The 17,653-nt window shown below is 38.9% G+C and carries 14 protein-coding genes; 8 read left to right on the top strand and 6 right to left on the bottom strand.

All coding sequences use genetic code 11. The features are described 5' to 3' along the window. Positions 1-29 precede the first annotated feature (29 nt). Both ACUNWD_RS11560 and ACUNWD_RS11555 read right to left on the bottom strand, forming a co-directional pair. Positions 30-1,259, bottom strand: a complete 1,230-nt coding sequence (locus ACUNWD_RS11560) for a dipeptidase (RefSeq protein WP_445587968.1) — start codon at positions 1,257-1,259, stop codon at positions 30-32. Between the two features lie 6 nt (positions 1,260-1,265). Beyond that, positions 1,266-2,687, bottom strand: a complete 1,422-nt coding sequence (locus ACUNWD_RS11555; RefSeq protein WP_445587967.1) for a UDP-N-acetylmuramate--L-alanine ligase — start codon at positions 2,685-2,687, stop codon at positions 1,266-1,268. A gap of 195 nt (positions 2,688-2,882) precedes the next feature. On the opposite strand from ACUNWD_RS11555, the gene ACUNWD_RS11550 reads away from it, so the two are divergent. Continuing rightward, positions 2,883-3,707: an MBL fold metallo-hydrolase gene (locus ACUNWD_RS11550; RefSeq protein ID WP_445587966.1), complete on the top strand. Its 825-nt coding sequence runs from the start codon at positions 2,883-2,885 to the stop codon at positions 3,705-3,707. Between the two features lie 3 nt (positions 3,708-3,710). On the opposite strand, the gene ACUNWD_RS11545 is transcribed toward ACUNWD_RS11550, so the two are convergent. Beyond that, positions 3,711-4,574, bottom strand: coding sequence for an AraC family transcriptional regulator (locus ACUNWD_RS11545; RefSeq protein WP_445587965.1), 864 nt, complete (start codon positions 4,572-4,574; stop codon positions 3,711-3,713). A 145-nt stretch (positions 4,575-4,719) separates the two neighbouring features. Here ACUNWD_RS11545 and rhaT point away from each other — a divergent pair, with 145 nt between their 5' ends. From rhaT to ACUNWD_RS11515, 6 genes are all read left to right on the top strand, one after another. Continuing rightward, positions 4,720-5,772 carry an L-rhamnose/proton symporter RhaT gene (gene rhaT / locus ACUNWD_RS11540; protein ID WP_445587964.1) on the top strand — a complete coding sequence of 351 codons (1,053 nt, stop codon included), beginning with the start codon at positions 4,720-4,722 and terminating at the stop codon, positions 5,770-5,772. Between the two features lie 66 nt (positions 5,773-5,838). Further along, on the top strand, positions 5,839-7,053 hold the full coding sequence (locus ACUNWD_RS11535) for a glycosyltransferase WbsX family protein (RefSeq protein WP_445587963.1): 1,215 nt from the start codon (positions 5,839-5,841) through the stop codon (positions 7,051-7,053). A gap of 24 nt (positions 7,054-7,077) precedes the next feature. Continuing rightward, the gene (locus tag ACUNWD_RS11530) at positions 7,078-8,967 is read left to right on the top strand and encodes a glycoside hydrolase family 127 protein (RefSeq protein WP_445587962.1); all 1,890 of its coding nucleotides are present in this window, start codon (positions 7,078-7,080) and stop codon (positions 8,965-8,967) included. Between the two features lie 2 nt (positions 8,968-8,969). Then, positions 8,970-9,284 carry an L-rhamnose mutarotase gene (rhaM, locus tag ACUNWD_RS11525; RefSeq protein WP_445587961.1) on the top strand — a complete coding sequence of 105 codons (315 nt, stop codon included), beginning with the start codon at positions 8,970-8,972 and terminating at the stop codon, positions 9,282-9,284. A 24-nt stretch (positions 9,285-9,308) separates the two neighbouring features. Next, positions 9,309-12,047 (top strand): glycoside hydrolase family 78 protein, encoded by a 2,739-nt coding sequence (locus ACUNWD_RS11520; RefSeq protein ID WP_445587960.1) that lies wholly within the window; start codon positions 9,309-9,311, stop codon positions 12,045-12,047. Between the two features lie 59 nt (positions 12,048-12,106). Further along, positions 12,107-13,372 carry an L-rhamnose isomerase gene (locus ACUNWD_RS11515; RefSeq protein WP_445587959.1) on the top strand — a complete coding sequence of 422 codons (1,266 nt, stop codon included), beginning with the start codon at positions 12,107-12,109 and terminating at the stop codon, positions 13,370-13,372. Positions 13,373-13,423: 51 nt separating this feature from the next. Here ACUNWD_RS11515 and ACUNWD_RS11510 read toward each other — a convergent pair whose 3' ends face one another. From ACUNWD_RS11510 to ACUNWD_RS11500, 3 genes are all read right to left on the bottom strand, one after another. Continuing rightward, positions 13,424-14,410, bottom strand: a complete 987-nt coding sequence (locus ACUNWD_RS11510; RefSeq protein WP_445587958.1) for an NAD-dependent epimerase/dehydratase family protein — start codon at positions 14,408-14,410, stop codon at positions 13,424-13,426. After that, a complete protein-coding gene (locus tag ACUNWD_RS11505; protein WP_445587957.1) occupies positions 14,334-15,215 on the bottom strand; it encodes an SDR family NAD(P)-dependent oxidoreductase in 882 nt (293 codons plus the stop codon). Before ACUNWD_RS11505 ends, ACUNWD_RS11510 begins: the two co-directional genes overlap by 77 nt. 665 nt (positions 15,216-15,880) lie before the next feature. Then, entirely contained in the window at positions 15,881-16,621 is a 741-nt protein-coding gene (locus ACUNWD_RS11500; protein WP_445587956.1) for a peroxiredoxin, read from the bottom strand. Positions 16,622-17,149: 528 nt separating this feature from the next. Here ACUNWD_RS11500 and ACUNWD_RS11495 point away from each other — a divergent pair. After that, a complete protein-coding gene (locus tag ACUNWD_RS11495) occupies positions 17,150-17,539 on the top strand; it encodes a hypothetical protein (RefSeq protein WP_445587955.1) in 390 nt (129 codons plus the stop codon). Positions 17,540-17,653: the final 114 nt, after the last annotated feature.

Here is a 17,653-nt window from a genome sequence, read left to right as displayed (position 1 = left end):
TTTGAACAGATAAAGAACTTAATGGAAATCTAAATTTTGCTTATTGAATTGGAAACTTCCTCCACTTGTTTCATTACGCGTAGTAAATTTCGTCCCCAAATTTTGTGGATGTCTTCTGCAGAGTAGCCTCTTTTAAAAAGTTCATAGGTAATGTTTGGAAATTTGGAGACATCTTCACAATCAGCGATTCCGCCACCTCCATCAAAGTCGCTGCCAATACCCACATAGTCAACACCAACCAACTGTACAATGTGGTCAATATGATCAACAGCATCGCTAACTGTTGGCATTTTTTTTGGTAGCTTCTGAACTTCATCCCACCGTTTGTTGAAGGCTTCTTTTTCGTCTTCGTTCATGTTTTTATAGGTGGTTCTGTATATTTGGTGAAGCTTTCTTTCTTCCTCATATCTTGCAGTGGTGGTATCGGGTTCTTTGATATAATTGTCGAGGATGCAGAGTTGAATAACCCCACCTTTTGCAGCAAGTGCTTTTATCATTTCGTCGCTCATGTTTCGGTCGTGTTTGCAAACCGCCCGTGAGCTTGAATGGGATGCAATTACGGGTGCTTTACTATACTGCATCACATCGAAAAAGGACTGATCACTCATGTGCGAAACGTCAATCATCATTCCCAGGCGGTTCATCTCGACAATAACTTCTTTTCCAAAATCACTTACTCCATGGTGCTCCGGTTCTTCCGCATCGCTTGATGAATCGCAAATGTCATTGTGAAATGAATGGCAAAGGGTCACGTATCGAACTCCACGGTTGTAAAACTCCTCCACTCGCTCAATGTTTTTTCCAATTGGAAATCCATTCTCCATGCCAATATAAATGGCCCGTTTTCCTTTTTTCGCAATCCGTTCAGCATCATTTGCGTAGATTGCCAGTTCCGCCTGATCCGGAAACTGCTCAAGCATTGAGTGGATGGAATCCAGCATTTGATTGGCTTTGTTATATGCCTGCTTGTAGTTTTCTTGCGTTCTGGGTTTTTGCCCGGTGAAAACTCCCATGAACATGGCATCCAGCCCACCTTCAACCATGCGGGGGAAATCAACCCGGCTATTTGGGGCTTCGTGCCTTTCCGAGATGTTAAACCCAGGTTTCAATAATTGATATGGCGTATCATTATGGGTGTCAATAGTCAAGGAGTTTTGGTGAATTTTATGGACCATTTTCCATATTCGATCATCATTTTCCTGACTGTTCGCAACGAATGAGAAAAAAACCAAAATTGGGAGAAGGAGTAGTTTATTCATGGAAGCTTATATTGAACGATTTTGATGAGAATACCACTTTTCGTTGTTTTTAAAGTTTACCGGATCACCGGTTATTTTCTTTGCAAATTCTTTAAGATCCTGTCCTGAGAAATTTCCGGAACTCATAATCAGTAAATTTTTTGATTGCCAATTCATTTTCTGAAGCATGGTGAACAAGGGTTCTGGTTCAGTAAAGACTTTTAGTGTGTCATTTGCAAATGCCTTTTTAACTTCTTCCCTGGAGATTGGCTCCAATCGTTTATGCTCAATCGTTTTTGGGTTGAAAAAAACAAAAGCCTGATCAGCAGCATCCATGCAAGCTTCGTATTGCGGTAGGAATTCTTTTTTCAGTGAACTGTAAGTATGGAGTTCCATCACGGCAATTAATTCCCGATTAGCGTATTGGCTTTTTACAGCATCTGTTGTAGCCTGAAGTTTCGAAGGTGAATGTGCAAAGTCGTAAAAGACCGTGCAATTTTCATTTTCAGAGAGAACTTCCAATCGTCGTGCTGCGCCCTTGAAACTAGTCATCGCCCGATAAAACTGATCATCCGTTATTCCAATTTCATTACAGATATGCCTGGCACCTGAAATATTTTGCAAGTTGTGCTTTCCAAATACCTGCATTCTTATTTTTCGTTCTCCATGAACCAAATAAGTAACTCCATCTTCAATAATTGATGCATGTGAATTATAAGGATATATTGAAATATCATCCCGCAAATCGTCGGCTATTTGCTGAAGATTTTCATCTTCTTCAAAATAGATCAATGAGCCATCTTTCTCGATCATATCTGCAAAAATCCGGAACTGATCTACATAATTGTCAAAAGTTGGAAAAACGTTTATGTGGTCCCAGGCAATGCCACTCAGTAGAGCCACATGCGGATGATATAAATGGAATTTTGGTCTCAGGTCGATGGGTGATGATAAATACTCATCTCCTTCGAAAACAGCAATTTTGGTGTCTTCTTTCAGCGACACCATGGTGTCAAAACCTTCTAGATTTGCGCCAACCATATAATCAAAATCAACATTATTGGTCTTTAACACATGCATAACCATCGAGGTAATGGTTGTTTTGCCATGACTTCCACCGATAACAATTCGTTTTTTGTCCTTTGTTTGTTCATAAAGATATTCGGGGTACGAATAAATTTTGACCCCAATTTCTTTGGCTTTTTTTAACTCTGGATTATCTGGATGGGCATGCATCCCTAGAATTACTGCATCTAATTCGCGGGTAATCCGATTGGTATCCCAACCTGTTTCTTTTGGCAGAAGTCCGTGTTTTTCCAATCTGCTGTTTGATGGCTCAAAAATCTCGTCATCGCTTCCGCTAATATGGTAACCTTTTAGGTGGAGGGCAATTGCTAAATTATGCATCGCGCTGCCACCAATAGCTATAAAATGAATGCGCATAGTCATAGTATGAAAAATCAAAGATAACATTCATTCTTTTTATACTTAAAAATTTAGCGAATGAATGTAGACCGAATTTAATCTTATTTTGAGGATATCATTTTTTTAAAGGAAAGGCGATTGTTTAAACCTTGTTGGACATCAATGGTTATCTTTTTTGTCTGTGACTTTTGTATTTTTGTCATTCCAAAATTGAGAGATATGAAGTTGATACCGATACATGCAGGACATTTTTCGTGTGATGGTGGTGCATTATTTAGCGTGATTCCAAAGCCATTGTGGTCGAAAGTTTATCCGGCAGATGAAAACAATGTGACCAAATTAACGCTTCGGTGCCTGTTAATTGATGCAGGAGAACGAAAGATTTTGATTGAAGCTGGTGTTGGCGATCACTATCCGGAGAAAGTAAAACGCAATAATGGACATGAAGAAGTAGATGCACTTCCAAAATCTCTGGCAGCTCATGGATACACACCAGATGATATTACTGACGTATTATTTACTCACCTGCATTGGGATCATTGTAACGGCGCGGTTATTAATGATGGTGAAAATTATCGCCTGCTTTTTCCAAATGCGACACATTGGTGCGGCAAAGTTCAGTGGGAGCATTCCAAAATTTCAAATATGCGAGAAAGGGCCGCATATTATCCAGAAATCCTCAATTTTTTAAAAGATGAAGGAAACATGCAGTTGGTTGAAAATGATGGGGAGTTATTTTCAGGAGTTTCTGTTAGAATGTTTGATGGCCATACACCTGGGCAAATGATTCCATTTATTGAGTTTGATGGGAAAACCTATGTATATATGTCAGATTTGATTCCGACTGCAGCGAATGTGCCAATTCTTTGGCTTGCTTCATACGATCTGTACCCTGTAACTTCAATGGAAGAAAAAGAGAGCTTTTTGAAAGAAGCTTCAAAGAAAAATTACGTGCTGTTTTTTGAGCACGATTTTTATAACGAATGTGCCACTGTTGAGTGGACAGATCGGGGAGTGAAAGTCAAGGAAACATTCAAATTGTAAATGCTATTTTCTCAAATCAGTTGGACTTTTGCCAACTTTATTTTTAAACAGCCGGCTGAAATAATGGATGGATTGGAATCCCAGGTCATAACTAATTTCCTTTACACTTTTATCGGTTGCCAATAAAAGCTCCTTCGCACGCATAATCTTCAATTCAAGATGGTATTTATGCGGTGAAACACCCGTGTAGTTTTTAAACATTTTGCGAAAATAGGAATACCCAATATTATAGTCTTTTGCTATTTGCTCCATCTCCAGTTGTTTCTCAACATTTTGCCTGATCTTAAATCTTGCATCTTCAATGATGGAAGCAATGCGCTTGCCGGTAAATTCCTTTTGTTTTTCAAAGGAGATCAAATAGCCAAGCAGTTTTACAATCAGACCAGATGCGATTTGTTGAAAGCCGGGTTTCTCCTCATGCACCAAGTCAAATATTTTAAAGTAGGTGTCAATAATTTCTTCCCGAATTCCAACATTAAGGATTGGCTGGTGGCTGGAAAATAATGGATGAGCTAAAAATTGGTTGCCCATTTCTCCGGCAAAACCAATATAATGTTCTTTCCATCCAGTTTTATTATTTGGTTTATAGCGATGCCAAACTCCCGGTTGAATGATGAAAATACTTCCGGCTTTGACCGGGAATTTTCCTGCATTCGTCTCTAAAATTCCATTGCCTTCAGTGATGTAATTTATTTGGAATTCTTGCAGTATACGTCCATTGTCCCAATTAAAGTGGTATCCTGTGGGATGTTTTATAGGTGGATAGAGCTGGTTTCCTTTTGCCTGGAAATATCCGGCAACATTTAAAAACAATCCCCAACTCTTGTCTTCCTCACCAGCTGTTAAGTATTTAAAGAAATCCTTCATAGTTGTGTCAAAAAGTGCAAGTGATCTGCCAGTTTGTGTATTGATTGATTCTTATTATCAGCATACTTTTGAAGTCTAACTTATGAAATATTAAAGTCAAAATTACTAAATTACTGTTTTAAAACAGAATTAATCTAACTAAACTATGCATGCGATCTTAGGAATTATTTACCACTCTATAGGTGGATTTGCTTCTGGAAGTTTTTACATGCCTTTCAACAAGGTTCGTAAATGGAAGTGGGAAACGTATTGGATTATTGGAGGTTTATTTTCGTGGTTTATTGTGCCGCCAATTGCTGCCTATTTCACCGCTCCCGGATTTACCGATTTTATATTAGCGACAGATAGTTCTGTTATTTCCTTTACTTTCCTGATGGGATTGTTATGGGGAGTTGGCGGTTTGACCTATGGACTTGGCGTCCGATATTTGGGAATGTCGTTAGGGAACTCGGTAACTTTAGGTTTTTGTGCTGCTTTTGGAGCCATTGTTCCCCCTGTTTATTATACAATTAATCCTACAGAAGGTAAAATATCAATCGCTGATATGATGGCGACTTCTGGAGGGCAATTGGTCCTGTTGGGAGTTGTGGTTTGTGTCATTGGTATTGCAATTTCGGGTCGTGCAGGGATGTTGAAAGAAAGGGAAGTTTCGGAAGAGCAAAGTAAAAAAAGTGTTGCAGAATTTGCTTTGGTTAAAGGGTTGATCATTGCTATTTTTTCCGGCATTTTAAGTTCATTCATGAATTTTGGTATCGAAGCCGGCAAGCCAATGGCGGAAGCATCTGTTGCTGCAGGTAATAATCCCCTCTTCGCAAACAATGTTTCTTATGTTGTTATCATGTTGGGTGGCTTAGTGACAAATCTTGTTTGGACAACTATTTTAAACATCAAAAATAAAAGTTATAAAGACTTTGCTGATAAATCCGCACCGCGTTTAAAGAACGTTATTTATTCTGCTATGGCGGGTACTACCTGGTTTCTTCAATTCTTTTTCTACGGAATGGGTGAAAGTAAATTGGGCAACGGAGCCAGTTCCTGGATTCTGCATATGTCTACGATTATCCTAACAGCAAACATGTGGGGTGTTGTCCGAAAAGAATGGAGTGGAACGTCTAAAAAAACCAAAACAACTTTTGTTGTTGGTATTGTTGTGATCATTGGATCCGTCTTCTTGGTTGGAATTGGTAATTCAATGTAAACCAGCTCATCTATCAAGACTTATCTCAGTCGGCATAACGTAAACGGACTAAAAGGAAATTAGAAAATGGTAAAGTTTTCGTTACATAAGGCAGTAATTCTTTTGTTTATTGTTCTTGCAGGTGCTGTTTTTTTATCCTGCAGTTCATCAAAGCAGAAAAAGTATTTTGTTGCTTCGTATTATTTTCCCAATTATCATATCGATAAACGAAACGAACAGGTACACGGGATAGGATGGAGCGAGTGGGAGCTGGTGAAAAATGCAAAGCCCCGTTTCGAAGGGCATAATCAACCTCATATTCCTATGTGGGGATATACTGACGAAGCGAATCCGGAAGACATGGCTCAAAAAATTGATGCTGCATCGGGTCATGGCATTGATGCTTTTATATTCGATTGGTACTATTACAACGATGGGCTTTTTCTTGAGCGGGGGCTTGAAGAAGGTTTTATGAAAGCTCCGAACAGCAGTCAAATGAAATTTGCCTTGATGTGGGCCAATCATGACTGGATTGATATTCATCCGATGTCGTTGGATGAAAAACCGGAATTGCTTTATCCCGGGAAACTGAGTCCCGAAGTATTCGATGAGATGACTGATTATGTGGTAGAGAAATACTTTAGTCACCCTTCGTACTGGAAGATTAATAACCGTCCATATTTTTCGATTTACGATTTGCAAAAGTTTCTGGAAAGTTTCGGCTCTGTTGAAAAGAGCAGGGAAGCATTGAACCACTTTCGTGAAAAGACCCGGCAGGCAGGTTTTGACGGGCTCAGCCTGAATGCTGTGATCTGGGGAAACCCGATTTTACCGATTGAAAATGAACCTGCCGACATGGTGAAGCTGGTTCATGATTTGGGTTTTGATAATGCAACTTCGTATGTATGGATTCATCACGCCCGGCTGGATCAGTTTCCGCAGACTTCATATAATGAGGCTAAAAAACAATATCTCGATTTTGCGGCTAAGGCGATGACGGAATATTCGATTCCTTATTTTCCGAATTTAACGATGGGCTGGGATGCCAGTCCGCGTTGTAATCAGGCAGATGAATTTATTAGTAAAGGTTATCCTTTTATGGCGACTCTTTCAGGGAATACACCGGAAGAATTTCGTAAAGCTGCAGAAGACATCCGGCAACTTTGTGCCAACAGAAAGGAAAATGAAAGGATAATAACAGTCAATTGTTGGAACGAGTGGACAGAAGGTTCGCATCTCGAACCTGATACCCAAAATGGGTTTAAATATCTGGAAGCTTTGAAGGAAGTTTTCAAAAACTGAATTACATCTAACCAACTATAAACAATGAAAAATTTAACTTCAGTTTTATTGCTTTTTATTCTTTTTTCAATAACATGTTTTGGGCAAAAGGAGTATGTGAATCAGGCTGTTGTAAATTATTTTAGTCTCATTCCTGCTGATCACACTGTGTTGGAAGGTTATTTGGGTGATAAAATCAATTTGTGTATTGAAAATCGCGTTAAAGTACAGGATGCTGAGTATCTGATTGAACCTTTCAGGCGCCGGGAAGAAACTCGTTTTTGGCAAACGGAATTTTGGGGGAAATGGATTACCTCTGCCATCGGAGCATATCAGTATAATCGTGATCCCGAGATGCTGAAAATAATTCAGAAAGCAGTTGCCGGATTGTTGGCAACACAAACCCAGGAGGGTTATATCGGTAATTATGCTCACGATGCTCATTTGCAGCAATGGGATATATGGGGCAGAAAATACACGCTGCTTGGCTTGCTGGCTTATTACGATATTAGTGGGGATAAAAATGTGCTGATGGCTGCGACAAAATTAGTTGACCATTTAATGACTGAAGTTGGTCCCGGCAAGGCAAATGTTGTCAAAACAGGCAATTATAGAGGCATGCCCAGCAGTTCAGTTCTGGAACCGGTTATTTTGCTTTATAAACGAACAGGCGAGGAACGATTCCTTGATTTTGCTAAATACATTGTTGTTCAATGGGAAACACCAGATGGGCCTCAGTTAATTAGCAAAGGATTGGCGGGAATCGATGTGTCTGAGCGCTTCCCTGTTGATACTGTTTGGTGGGGCTGGGACAATGGTCAAAAAGGGTACGAAATGATGTCGTGCTACGAAGGTTTGCTAGAACTGTACCGGATAACTGGTGAGCCATTGTATTTGCAAGCAGTTGAAAAAACTATTCAGAATATAATCGAAACAGAAATAAATATCGCAGGTTCAGGTTCTGCGTACGAATGTTGGTATCACGGGGTTGAGACCCAGATTTATCCTTCGTATCATACCATGGAAACTTGTGTGACCATGACATGGATGAAACTTTGTAATAACCTATTGCAAATGACTGGGAATCCGATCTATGCCGACCAAATTGAAAAAAGTGTGTATAACGCATTGCTCTCATCCATGATGCCAGATGGCTCTAATTTTGCCAAGTATAGTCCGTTGGAAGGAAATAGAGGACTGGGTGAAGGCCAATGTGGAATGCATATCAACTGCTGTATTGCAAATGCTCCACGAGCCATGGTGTTACTACCGGTTTTTGCTGTTATGAAAAGTGCGGAAGGAGTTGCCGTTAACCTGTATTGTCAGTCTGAATCAAAAGTTCAGCTATTCGGTAAGAATAATGTGTTAATAAAACAAAGCACCGACTATCCGGTTTCCGGAACCATCAAAATCGACATATCACCAGAAAAGGAATCTGAGTTCTCAGTCGATTTGCGGATCCCTGCATGGTCGGCTCAAACACAGGTAAAAGTTAACGGAGAGTCTGTCGGTGAAATTACCCCCGGAGTTTATCAAACAATTCGTCGGGTTTGGAAAAAAGGAGACCAGATTGAATTGCAATTGGATATGCGTTGCCGGGTTGAAAAGATCAGTCATCAGTATGCACTGGTCCATGGTCCAGTGGTTTTAGCCCGCGACTCACGCTTCAATGATGGTTTTGTGGATGAAACATCAGTTGTGAAGCAAGAGAATGGATATGTGGAATTAGTTCCGGATTCAAATCATCCTGAAGCGATGTGGATGTCGTTTACTGCGCCGCTGGTTTTGGGCACGAATATGGAACTTGATTCCGGCGTGAAGAAAGTCCATTTCTGCGATTACGCATCGGCTGGCAATACATGGACAAAAGAAAGTCGGTATAAAGTGTGGCTGAATGAGTCATTGGATGTAATTAAAGAAAAAACAAAACAGTAAAGATGATGCGGCTTGCTTTTAAAATGCACCTGAATGAAGGTCAAAAAGAAGAGTACAAGAAACGGCACGATGAAATCTGGCCAGAGCTCAAAACATTACTGAAAGACGCTGGAGTGAGTGAATACTCGATCTTTTTAGATGAAGAAACCAATACCCTTTTTGCTTTTCAAAAAGTGAGTAATAAAGGTGGATCACAGGACCTTGGACAAACTGAAATTGTAAAAAAATGGTGGGATTTTATGGCTGACATCATGAAGACTAATCCTGATAATTCACCAGTTACTATTCCTCTTGAGGAAGTATTTTATATGGAATAACTAATCTTTTAATATCTACTTATTATGAATCAAAGAAATTATTTAATTAGAACTGCGGCGATATTGATCCTTGCAATGGTTTCTACCAGCATGCTAGCCAAAAATACCGTAAAGAGCCTGGTTGCTGAATATCTTGTAAACCCTATTGGGATTGATGTAAAAGAGCCAAGACTAAGTTGGCAGATTACTTCTGACGGAAGCAATGTATTACAGTCGGCTTATGAAATTCGCGTAGCAGACTCACCTCAGGCTTTAGCGAGTAAAAATAAGTTGATTTGGAGTTCAGGGAAAGTGGAGAGCAATCAATCCGTAAATGTTATTTATGGTGGCCCGGCATTGAAGTCAATGCAGCGTGTTTATTGGCAGGTACGCATCTGGGACAACAACAATAAAGTTTCAAAATGGAGTGAGCCTGCTTTTTGGGAAATGGGTATACTGGAACCTGAAAGCTGGGAAGCTAGTTGGATTACGATGGAGGATGAGAAAAGTGTAACTTCTCTTCCCTGTCATTATTATAGAAATGAATTTTCAACATCTAAAAAAGTTAAATCCGCAAGAGTTTACGTAACATCACATGGTTTGTATCAGCTATTTCTGAATGGAAAGAAAGTAAGTGATGACTTATTCACTCCTGGATGGACAACCTATAATAAACGACTGCAGTATCAAACCTATGATGTAACCTCTCAAATAGGTAGTGAAAATGCAATTGGGGCAATACTTAGTGATGGATGGTATCGTGGGAAGATTGGTTGGGATTATCAAAACGGTTACTATGGAGATCAATTAGCATTGCTACTTCAATTGGAAATTAATTACACAGATGGAACCAGCGAGACTTTTACTACTGGTGATGAATGGAAAGTTGCTACCGGACCAATTTTATCATCGAGTATATATGATGGCGAAACTTACGATGCTCGTTTGGAAATAGAAGGATGGTCTGCAACGGGATTTGACGACGGGAAATGGCAAAATGCAGAAGTAACGAATCAACCAAAAGACATTTTAGTTGCTCCTCAGGGAGTTCCTGTAAAAGCCACTCAGGAAATTAAGCCTATTGAAATTATTACTACTCTGAAAGGAGAACTTGTGTTTGATATGGGCCAGAATATGGTTGGATGGGTGCGAATGAAAGTGCAAGGCAAAAAAGGAGATCAGGTTGTTTTGAAATTTGCTGAAGTCTTAGATAAGGAGGGAAATTTCTACACGGATAACTTACGTTCTGCAGAATGCACTGATACGTATATTTTGAAAGGAGTTGGAGAGGAAGTTTTTGAGCCTCATTTTACTTTCCATGGTTTTAGGTATGTGAAATTGGAGGGCTTCCCAGGAATACCTGAGCTGGAGGATATCACTGGTGTCGTAATTCACTCCGATATGGATAGGACAGGAACATTCACTTGTTCAGATCCATTAATCAATCAGTTGCAGCAAAATATTCAGTGGGGTCAGCGAGGTAACTTCCTGGATGTGCCAACCGATTGTCCTCAGCGTGATGAGCGACTTGGTTGGACAGGTGATGCGCAGGTGTTTAGTATGACGGCAGCCTATAATTTTGATGTTGCTGCTTTTTACACAAAATGGATGAAGGATGTTGCAGCAGACCAACTTCCTAATGGTAAAGTTCCACATGTTATTCCTGATGTTTTAAGAGGAGATGGTGGTTCCACTGCTTGGGCAGACGTAACAATCATTGTTCCGTGGACTGTTTATAAGATCTATGGAGATAAACGCATTCTGGATGAGCAATATGCAAGTATGAAAGCTTGGGTGGAATATATGAAATCCGATGCCGGAGATGACTATTTGTGGACTGAGGGTAGTCATTTTGGAGACTGGTTGGCTTACGCAACGATAAACTCTGACTATCCGGGGGCAACAACCGAAAAAGACTTAATCGCGACCGCTTACTATTATAATTCTACTAAATTATTGGGCAAAATAGCAGGGATTATAGGGAATAAGGAGGATGCTGAAAAATACGATTCGTTAAGCAGCAAGATAAAAAAAGCATTTGTATTGGAATATGTTACGCCTAACGGAAGATTGGTTTCGCACACTCAAACAGCTTATGCTTTAGCTTTGGCTTTTGATCTCCTGCCTGAAAATTTGAAGGGGAAAGCAGCTGAGTATTTCGCGAACGACGTGAAGAAATTTGGACATTTAACGACAGGTTTTGTTGGAACTCCGTTGCTGTGTAACACACTTTCTGCAATCGGGCGTGATGACCTGGCCTTTATGCTTCTCAATAGAAAAGAATACCCATCCTGGCTATATCCAGTGACGAAAGGAGCCACCACTATTTGGGAACGTTGGGACGGACAAAAGCCAGATGGCACTTTCCAGGATGTGGGGATGAACAGCTTTAATCACTATGCTTATGGAGCTATTGGTGAGTGGTTGTACGGACATGTTGCCGGGATTAATGTTGATGTTGAAAACCCTGGATATAAGCACATTCTTTTCAGCCCTCATGTTGGTGGTGGATTGACCAACGCGAATGCAGAGTTTATGTCGATGTATGGAGAAGTGAAATCTTCGTGGAAAATAGAGGGGCAGGAGTTTGTGTATGAAATTGTTATTCCCGCAAATACAACAGCAACCGTGACGTTGCCTGAAGCAAAGGTAGAACAAGTTACAATTAACTCTTCAGCCTTAAATGAAAATGTTGATGATTTAAAAGAACAGGGTAATGCCGTAGTGCTAAATCTGGGTTCTGGAAGCTATCAATTTCGCTATCCCGCAGATAAATTGAAATAACTCTGTTGGCAGCCAGCATAATTGAAATAAAAAATCTAAAAACTACTAATAACAAACAAATGAATAAAGAGAGAATTGAAAAAGCCTACGAGTTAGCCAAAGAGCATTATGCATCTATTGGTGTTGATACTGAAGAGGTGTTGGAGAAGATGAAGCGTATTGTCGTCAGTTTACATTGCTGGCAAACCGACGATGTTGGCGGTTTTGAAACTCCAGATGCGGAACTTTCAGGAGGGGGTATTCAGGCAACTGGAAACTATCCTGGAAAGGCGAACAGCATTGCGGAGGCCAGGGCTGACCTTGAGAAAGTGTTATCTTTGCTGCCAGGTGATCACAGGTTGAATCTGCATGCGATTTATGGTGATTTTGGAGGGGAAATCGTTGACCGCGATCAAATTGAGGTAAAACATTTTCAGTCGTGGATTGATTGGTGTAAAGAACAAGGAATTGGCATGGATTTCAATGCATCATTTTTTTCGCACCCAAAAGCAGCTGACGGTTTCACACTTTCCAGCAAAAATGAAGAAAATCGTAAGTTTTGGGTGGAGCATTTGACGCGGTGCCGTGCGATTTCTGCTGAAGCAGGGAAGCAATTGGGGACTCCTTGTGTGCACAATACCTGGATTCCTGATGGATCGAAAGACACCCCAATTGATCGGAATGGTCATCGCGAGATTTTGAAAAAGTCTTTGGATGAGGCTATGGATATCGACTATCCAAAGGAGTATATGAAAGATGCGGTGGAAAGTAAATTGTTTGGGATCGGTGCAGAATCAATGACTGTTGGTTCACACGATTTCTACCTGGGATATGCAATTAGTCGTAATAAAATGATCTGTCTGGATAATGGTCATTTCCATCCAACAGAGCAGGTGGGTGATAAAATTTCAGCTTGCTTACAGTTTGTTGATGAAGTGTTGCTCCACGTTACCCGTCCAATCCGTTGGGATTCTGACCATGTGGTGACATTGAATGAAGATGTTCAATTGATTGCATCTGAGATTGTGCGGAATGATTACATCGACCGAGTAAAAGTTGGACTTGACTTTTTTGATGCTTCCATCAATCGCATAGGCGCTTACGTTGTGGGAACACGTGCGGCAAAAAAGGCATTTATGATTGCATTGCTTGAGCCAACAACCGCTTTACTTGAACTGGAAGAAGCTGGTAAGAACTTTGAGCGATTAGCAATGTTGGAAGAGCTTAAAACCATGCCTTTCAGTGCTATTTGGAATTATTATTGTTTAATAGAAGGCGTTCCTGTAGGTGCTGATTATATTGCTGAAATTCAAAAATATGAGCAAGAGGTTTTAGATAATAGATAAAAATGTTAGGGAGTGAAGGCAGGGGCGATTAATGTATCGTTCCTGCCTTTTCTATTTTAGGTAATCAAATTCATCAAACCATTCCAATGCATCTTGAATGGCTATTTCGACACGAGTTTGTTTTAGTCCAAGTTCAGTTATTGCCTTTTGAGCAGAGTAATAATTATCGGTAACGAGCAGCTGTGAGTTAATTCGATTGAGCTTGGCTGGCAGGGTAGTTAAATTTTCATATATACTACCAATATTTCCAGCTAAATCAGTGATGGGTTTTGGAATTTGAATTTGTTTTTGAGGATATCCACACACTTGTCTCATTTTACCGAAGAATTCATTGTAGCTAAGGTTTTCATTCGCAAATAAATAGCACGACCCGTTTTTGCCTTTTGCAATAGCATTTATTATTCCATCCGAAACATCTTCAACATGAATAAAGTTCTTTCCTCCCCGGGGGCAGGGCATGAGTTTTTTACCATACGCCATCAATAACATTTGCCCACTACTCGGTTTTGCGTCATACTTCCCCAACATAAAAGTTGGATTAACAACAGTGGCGGGGAATTGATATTTCTTAGCAAAGTCTAGAACCAATTTTTGTGCTACGTATTTACTTTGCATATAGCCTGATTTACTTTGCTGAAGAGTAAATGGTGAATGTTCATTTCCCGGGTTTTCCTTGGTTCCCGGTCCAAACACATTGGCAGAACTTACATGAATAAATCGATCAATTCCTTCCTTCCGACTTTCTTCCAATAAAAGTTGAGTTGCATGAATGTTGATTTTTTCATAGTGTTCAAAATCATTTGGCCATTGGGAAGTGTTTGCGGCAGCATGGACCACAGCTTGACAATCTTTTAATGCTTTCTGAAGATCATTGTGATTGAGAATATTTCCTTTGAAAATTTCGACACCAACTCCTTTTAGCGAAAGTAAATTGCTGTTTGGGCGCACAAAGGCTTTTGCCTCAATATTTTTCTGCAACAGCTTTCGGATCAGGTTGCTTCCAAGCAGACCGTTTGCTCCGGTTACCAGTATTTTCATTGGTTTTCTTTTTTCTGAGATCTCGTTTGAAAATTGCAGTACCTACAAAAATTCGAAAACTTTCCGGTACTATTCGAATAAAGAAAGCATTGAACTGATTCATAAATCCAGGAATAATTACGGATTTTCCTCTCAGTAATTTTTCAATAGCAATTTTTGCAATCTGCTCAGCGTTCATAATGGAAAGCTTCACGTAGAGGGTTTGTCCATTAATTCGTTTGGTCACATCCGAATTGGTTTTAATGGGCCCCGGATTTAGAACGCTTATTTTCACATTTGTATCAACAAGCTCGGCTTTTAAACCTCGAGTAAAATGATGAATAAATGCTTTTGATGCCGGGTATATTGTTTTAAAAGGGACCGGTGAGAAAGCGGCAAGGCTGGAAACATTTAAGATGTATGCTTCTTCGCGTTTTTTGAGTTCTGGAAGCAAAAGCCTTGTGAGCATGGTCATTGCCCGAATATTTAGCTGGATCATGTTGTCCAGGTATGTCAGGCTTGACTTGTCAAATAATTGTGTGCCACCAACCCCTGCATTATTGATGAGCATATTTATCGTGAAATATTCTTTAACCCAGCTGGTTAGTTGTTGCAATGCTTTAAAATCAGCTAAGTCCGCTTCATAATAAGAAACCTGAATAGGATAACTTGATTTTAATTCATTGGCCACTTGCTCAAGATTCTCGTCAGGGAGTGATACCAGAATTAGGTTCATCTTCCTTTTAGCACATTCAATGGCAAGTTCCTTCCCCAATCCTTTGCTGGCACCGGTTATAAGAGTGTATTGTTGTTTTGTATCGTTCATTCTATCTATATTTTAATTCCCTTTTTATACCTACCTAATGTTTTGTTCGCAAAATTGTTTAGCGCGTAATAAACTTAATTGTGGTGTTGTTTGTCAGGTTGTCTAGGTTGGTAAAAATATTAAAGCAGTCATTTTGCTCTACAGAGCTTTCAGTTGTTGGTATGTCAACTGATAGAAAGCAAACAAATCAGAGGCAGAAAATCAAGGTAGACAGAAAGCATGATATTGTTCGACTATCCTAGTTGCAAAACATTGTTATAAATTGTAATTGAAATTTCGCATCAAAATACGATTATGTAATTGATGAGATTATCTACTTACAATGGTATTATTGTTACACAGCTTCAAAGCAAAGTTACCTGAAATTTAATGGAATCTCCTCAGATTCCGCAAAAATGCACTAAAGGTTGCATAATTTACATTAACTAATTTAAGATAATTGCACAAGTGTATTATACTTCTTTGCTGGGGTATGAGTCAATTACGGAAGGGGAGCGAATTCAGAAATTATTTCTTTGACGGGGGGTGAGGGAAGTTGTGTTATTCTCAGTTTTTAAAATAGAGATTAGTCTCAATCCAACAATTTAATCTCTCAACTATTTGAGAGCTAACTCTATTGTAAAAACAAAGATTTGATGCTGCTTTTCTTTGATTTCTATGAAAAATTAATTTTTGTCATTAAGGTTTTCAACCTTTTTAAACCACATTCGATTTCCTACATTGTAATACTCTTCTCCCATAATTGGATTTTCTGAAAGTTGTTCTTGCGTATATGGGTAATACGGAACTAAAACATCATCTCCATTATTCCAGTTCGCTGGAGTCAAAACCTTTGCTTCGTCAGTCGTTTGTAAGGCGGCAACAATGCGTTTAATTTCATCAATATTTCTTCCAACACTCATTGGGTAAAAGTTAATTGAACGCACAATATTGTTTGAATCAATGATGAAAACACCTCTAACATCCTCTGTTGTGCTTGTTGGTTCATGAAGCATACCGTATTGTTTTGAAATAGTATGCTTTGAATCATCAATAATAGGGAAGTTTATTTGTTGCGGTCCGCGGTTTTTGTAATCCAATTCTTCTAAATGTGCTTTCCACATTTTATGCTGACTGATCACATCAGTTGATACAATAGCAACTTTAACTCCCATCTTTTCAAAGTCTTTTTCAGAATAGGCTAATTCCAGAAGTTCTGATGAGCAGACTGGCGTAAAGTCTCGTGGGTGACTAAAAAGAATCTTCCAGTTTTTTCCATAGTTATCAGGGAATGTGATTTCTCCATTTGTGGAATTGGCTGTAAATGAAGGCGCCTTTGCCCCAATTAGCGGAATTGTATAATCTTTAGAAATTGCTGCTCCTACCATAATAGTTGACAGGATAATTGTAAATAATATTCGTTTCATAAAGGTTAATTTTAAATAAATTAAATACATGAATAGGTAATATGTTGTACTCACTTTAATGAGTTTTGATGATTTTTGATTTTCAAAATAAATATTCAGCAGAAAGTTTATTTAACATTTCTACATTAGAGAGGGCTAAAGATAATCGTTGTCTTTATTCAGATTAAATAAAATTAGACTACTAAATTACGACATGTAAATGCCGGAAGCATATGCTGTATAGCATGTTTGAAAAATGCGATTTTACTTGCTTTGTCATTTTGATTTTTAAACTGCGAGTTCAAATCAAAAAGGCAGATTAGCGGATTAAAAAATCTTTTAATCTTTGCAAACTGACAGATTTTAGCTTCGTTGTGAACGTATCTAGAAAAAAACATATGAATATCTTTTAATGATTAATTAACATTGAAGCAATGATTTTTGTCAGATAGTTGGGTGATTCTGCATAGAACAGGTACAAAAAAGGGCAAAGAGACGCAACTCCAATTCAAATTTTGTCATCTGTTTATTGTTTTTAATTGAATTCTTATGAATACTGTTCGGGAAGTAATAGTATATTTTGTATTTACCTTACTTTTTGTTGCTTGCTTTGAAGATGAGTTAACCGATAATTCTCTACGCTATTTGAAGGAGGAAAATGATTTTATAATTGAAAGTGATGGTTCGGAGGTCTTATTTATTATAAATGATTGCGGGTATAATGAACTGAAAGCAATTGAGAAGAATGGGCAAAAGGTGGAGGTTGTTAAAACTTTCAATAGTTTAATGAAATTGCCATGTGTACTTAAGACTGATACGATCTCATTAGGTAATTTGGAAGAAGGAGAGTATCAGTTGGACTATTACTTAATCGATCGTAATTCATTTTTGGAAGACAGTGTCTCGGTTCATACTTCGAAAACATTTTTAATAAAATGAAAAAAGAGGCCGTCTCAAAACAAGTTTTTGGGACGGTTTTTTTTTTCTTTCTCATTTGGTTTTTTCCTGGTTCTATTTTTAGTTTTCCATTTATTTGGACCTTAATCGTCTTTT

The organism is Sunxiuqinia sp. A32 (genome assembly GCF_052690465.1).
This window is presented reverse-complemented; position numbering and strand designations above follow the sequence as displayed.

Excerpts from the sequence above, each read along its gene's own strand:
- ACUNWD_RS11560 (WP_445587968.1), bottom strand. The coding sequence starts at position 1,259 with ATGAATAAACTACTCCTTCTCCCAATTTTGGTTTTTTTCTCATTCGTT.
- ACUNWD_RS11555 (WP_445587967.1), bottom strand. The coding sequence starts at position 2,687 with ATGACTATGCGCATTCATTTTATAGCTATTGGTGGCAGCGCGATGCAT.
- ACUNWD_RS11550 (WP_445587966.1), top strand. The coding sequence starts at position 2,883 with ATGAAGTTGATACCGATACATGCAGGACATTTTTCGTGTGATGGTGGT.
- ACUNWD_RS11545 (WP_445587965.1), bottom strand. The coding sequence starts at position 4,574 with ATGAAGGATTTCTTTAAATACTTAACAGCTGGTGAGGAAGACAAGAGT.
- rhaT (WP_445587964.1), top strand. The coding sequence starts at position 4,720 with ATGCATGCGATCTTAGGAATTATTTACCACTCTATAGGTGGATTTGCT.
- ACUNWD_RS11535 (WP_445587963.1), top strand. The coding sequence starts at position 5,839 with ATGGTAAAGTTTTCGTTACATAAGGCAGTAATTCTTTTGTTTATTGTT.
- ACUNWD_RS11530 (WP_445587962.1), top strand. The coding sequence starts at position 7,078 with ATGAAAAATTTAACTTCAGTTTTATTGCTTTTTATTCTTTTTTCAATA.
- rhaM (WP_445587961.1), top strand. The coding sequence starts at position 8,970 with ATGATGCGGCTTGCTTTTAAAATGCACCTGAATGAAGGTCAAAAAGAA.
- ACUNWD_RS11520 (WP_445587960.1), top strand. The coding sequence starts at position 9,309 with ATGAATCAAAGAAATTATTTAATTAGAACTGCGGCGATATTGATCCTT.
- ACUNWD_RS11515 (WP_445587959.1), top strand. The coding sequence starts at position 12,107 with ATGAATAAAGAGAGAATTGAAAAAGCCTACGAGTTAGCCAAAGAGCAT.
- ACUNWD_RS11510 (WP_445587958.1), bottom strand. The coding sequence starts at position 14,410 with ATGAAAATACTGGTAACCGGAGCAAACGGTCTGCTTGGAAGCAACCTG.
- ACUNWD_RS11505 (WP_445587957.1), bottom strand. The coding sequence starts at position 15,215 with ATGAACGATACAAAACAACAATACACTCTTATAACCGGTGCCAGCAAA.
- ACUNWD_RS11500 (WP_445587956.1), bottom strand. The coding sequence starts at position 16,621 with ATGAAACGAATATTATTTACAATTATCCTGTCAACTATTATGGTAGGA.
- ACUNWD_RS11495 (WP_445587955.1), top strand. The coding sequence starts at position 17,150 with ATGAATACTGTTCGGGAAGTAATAGTATATTTTGTATTTACCTTACTT.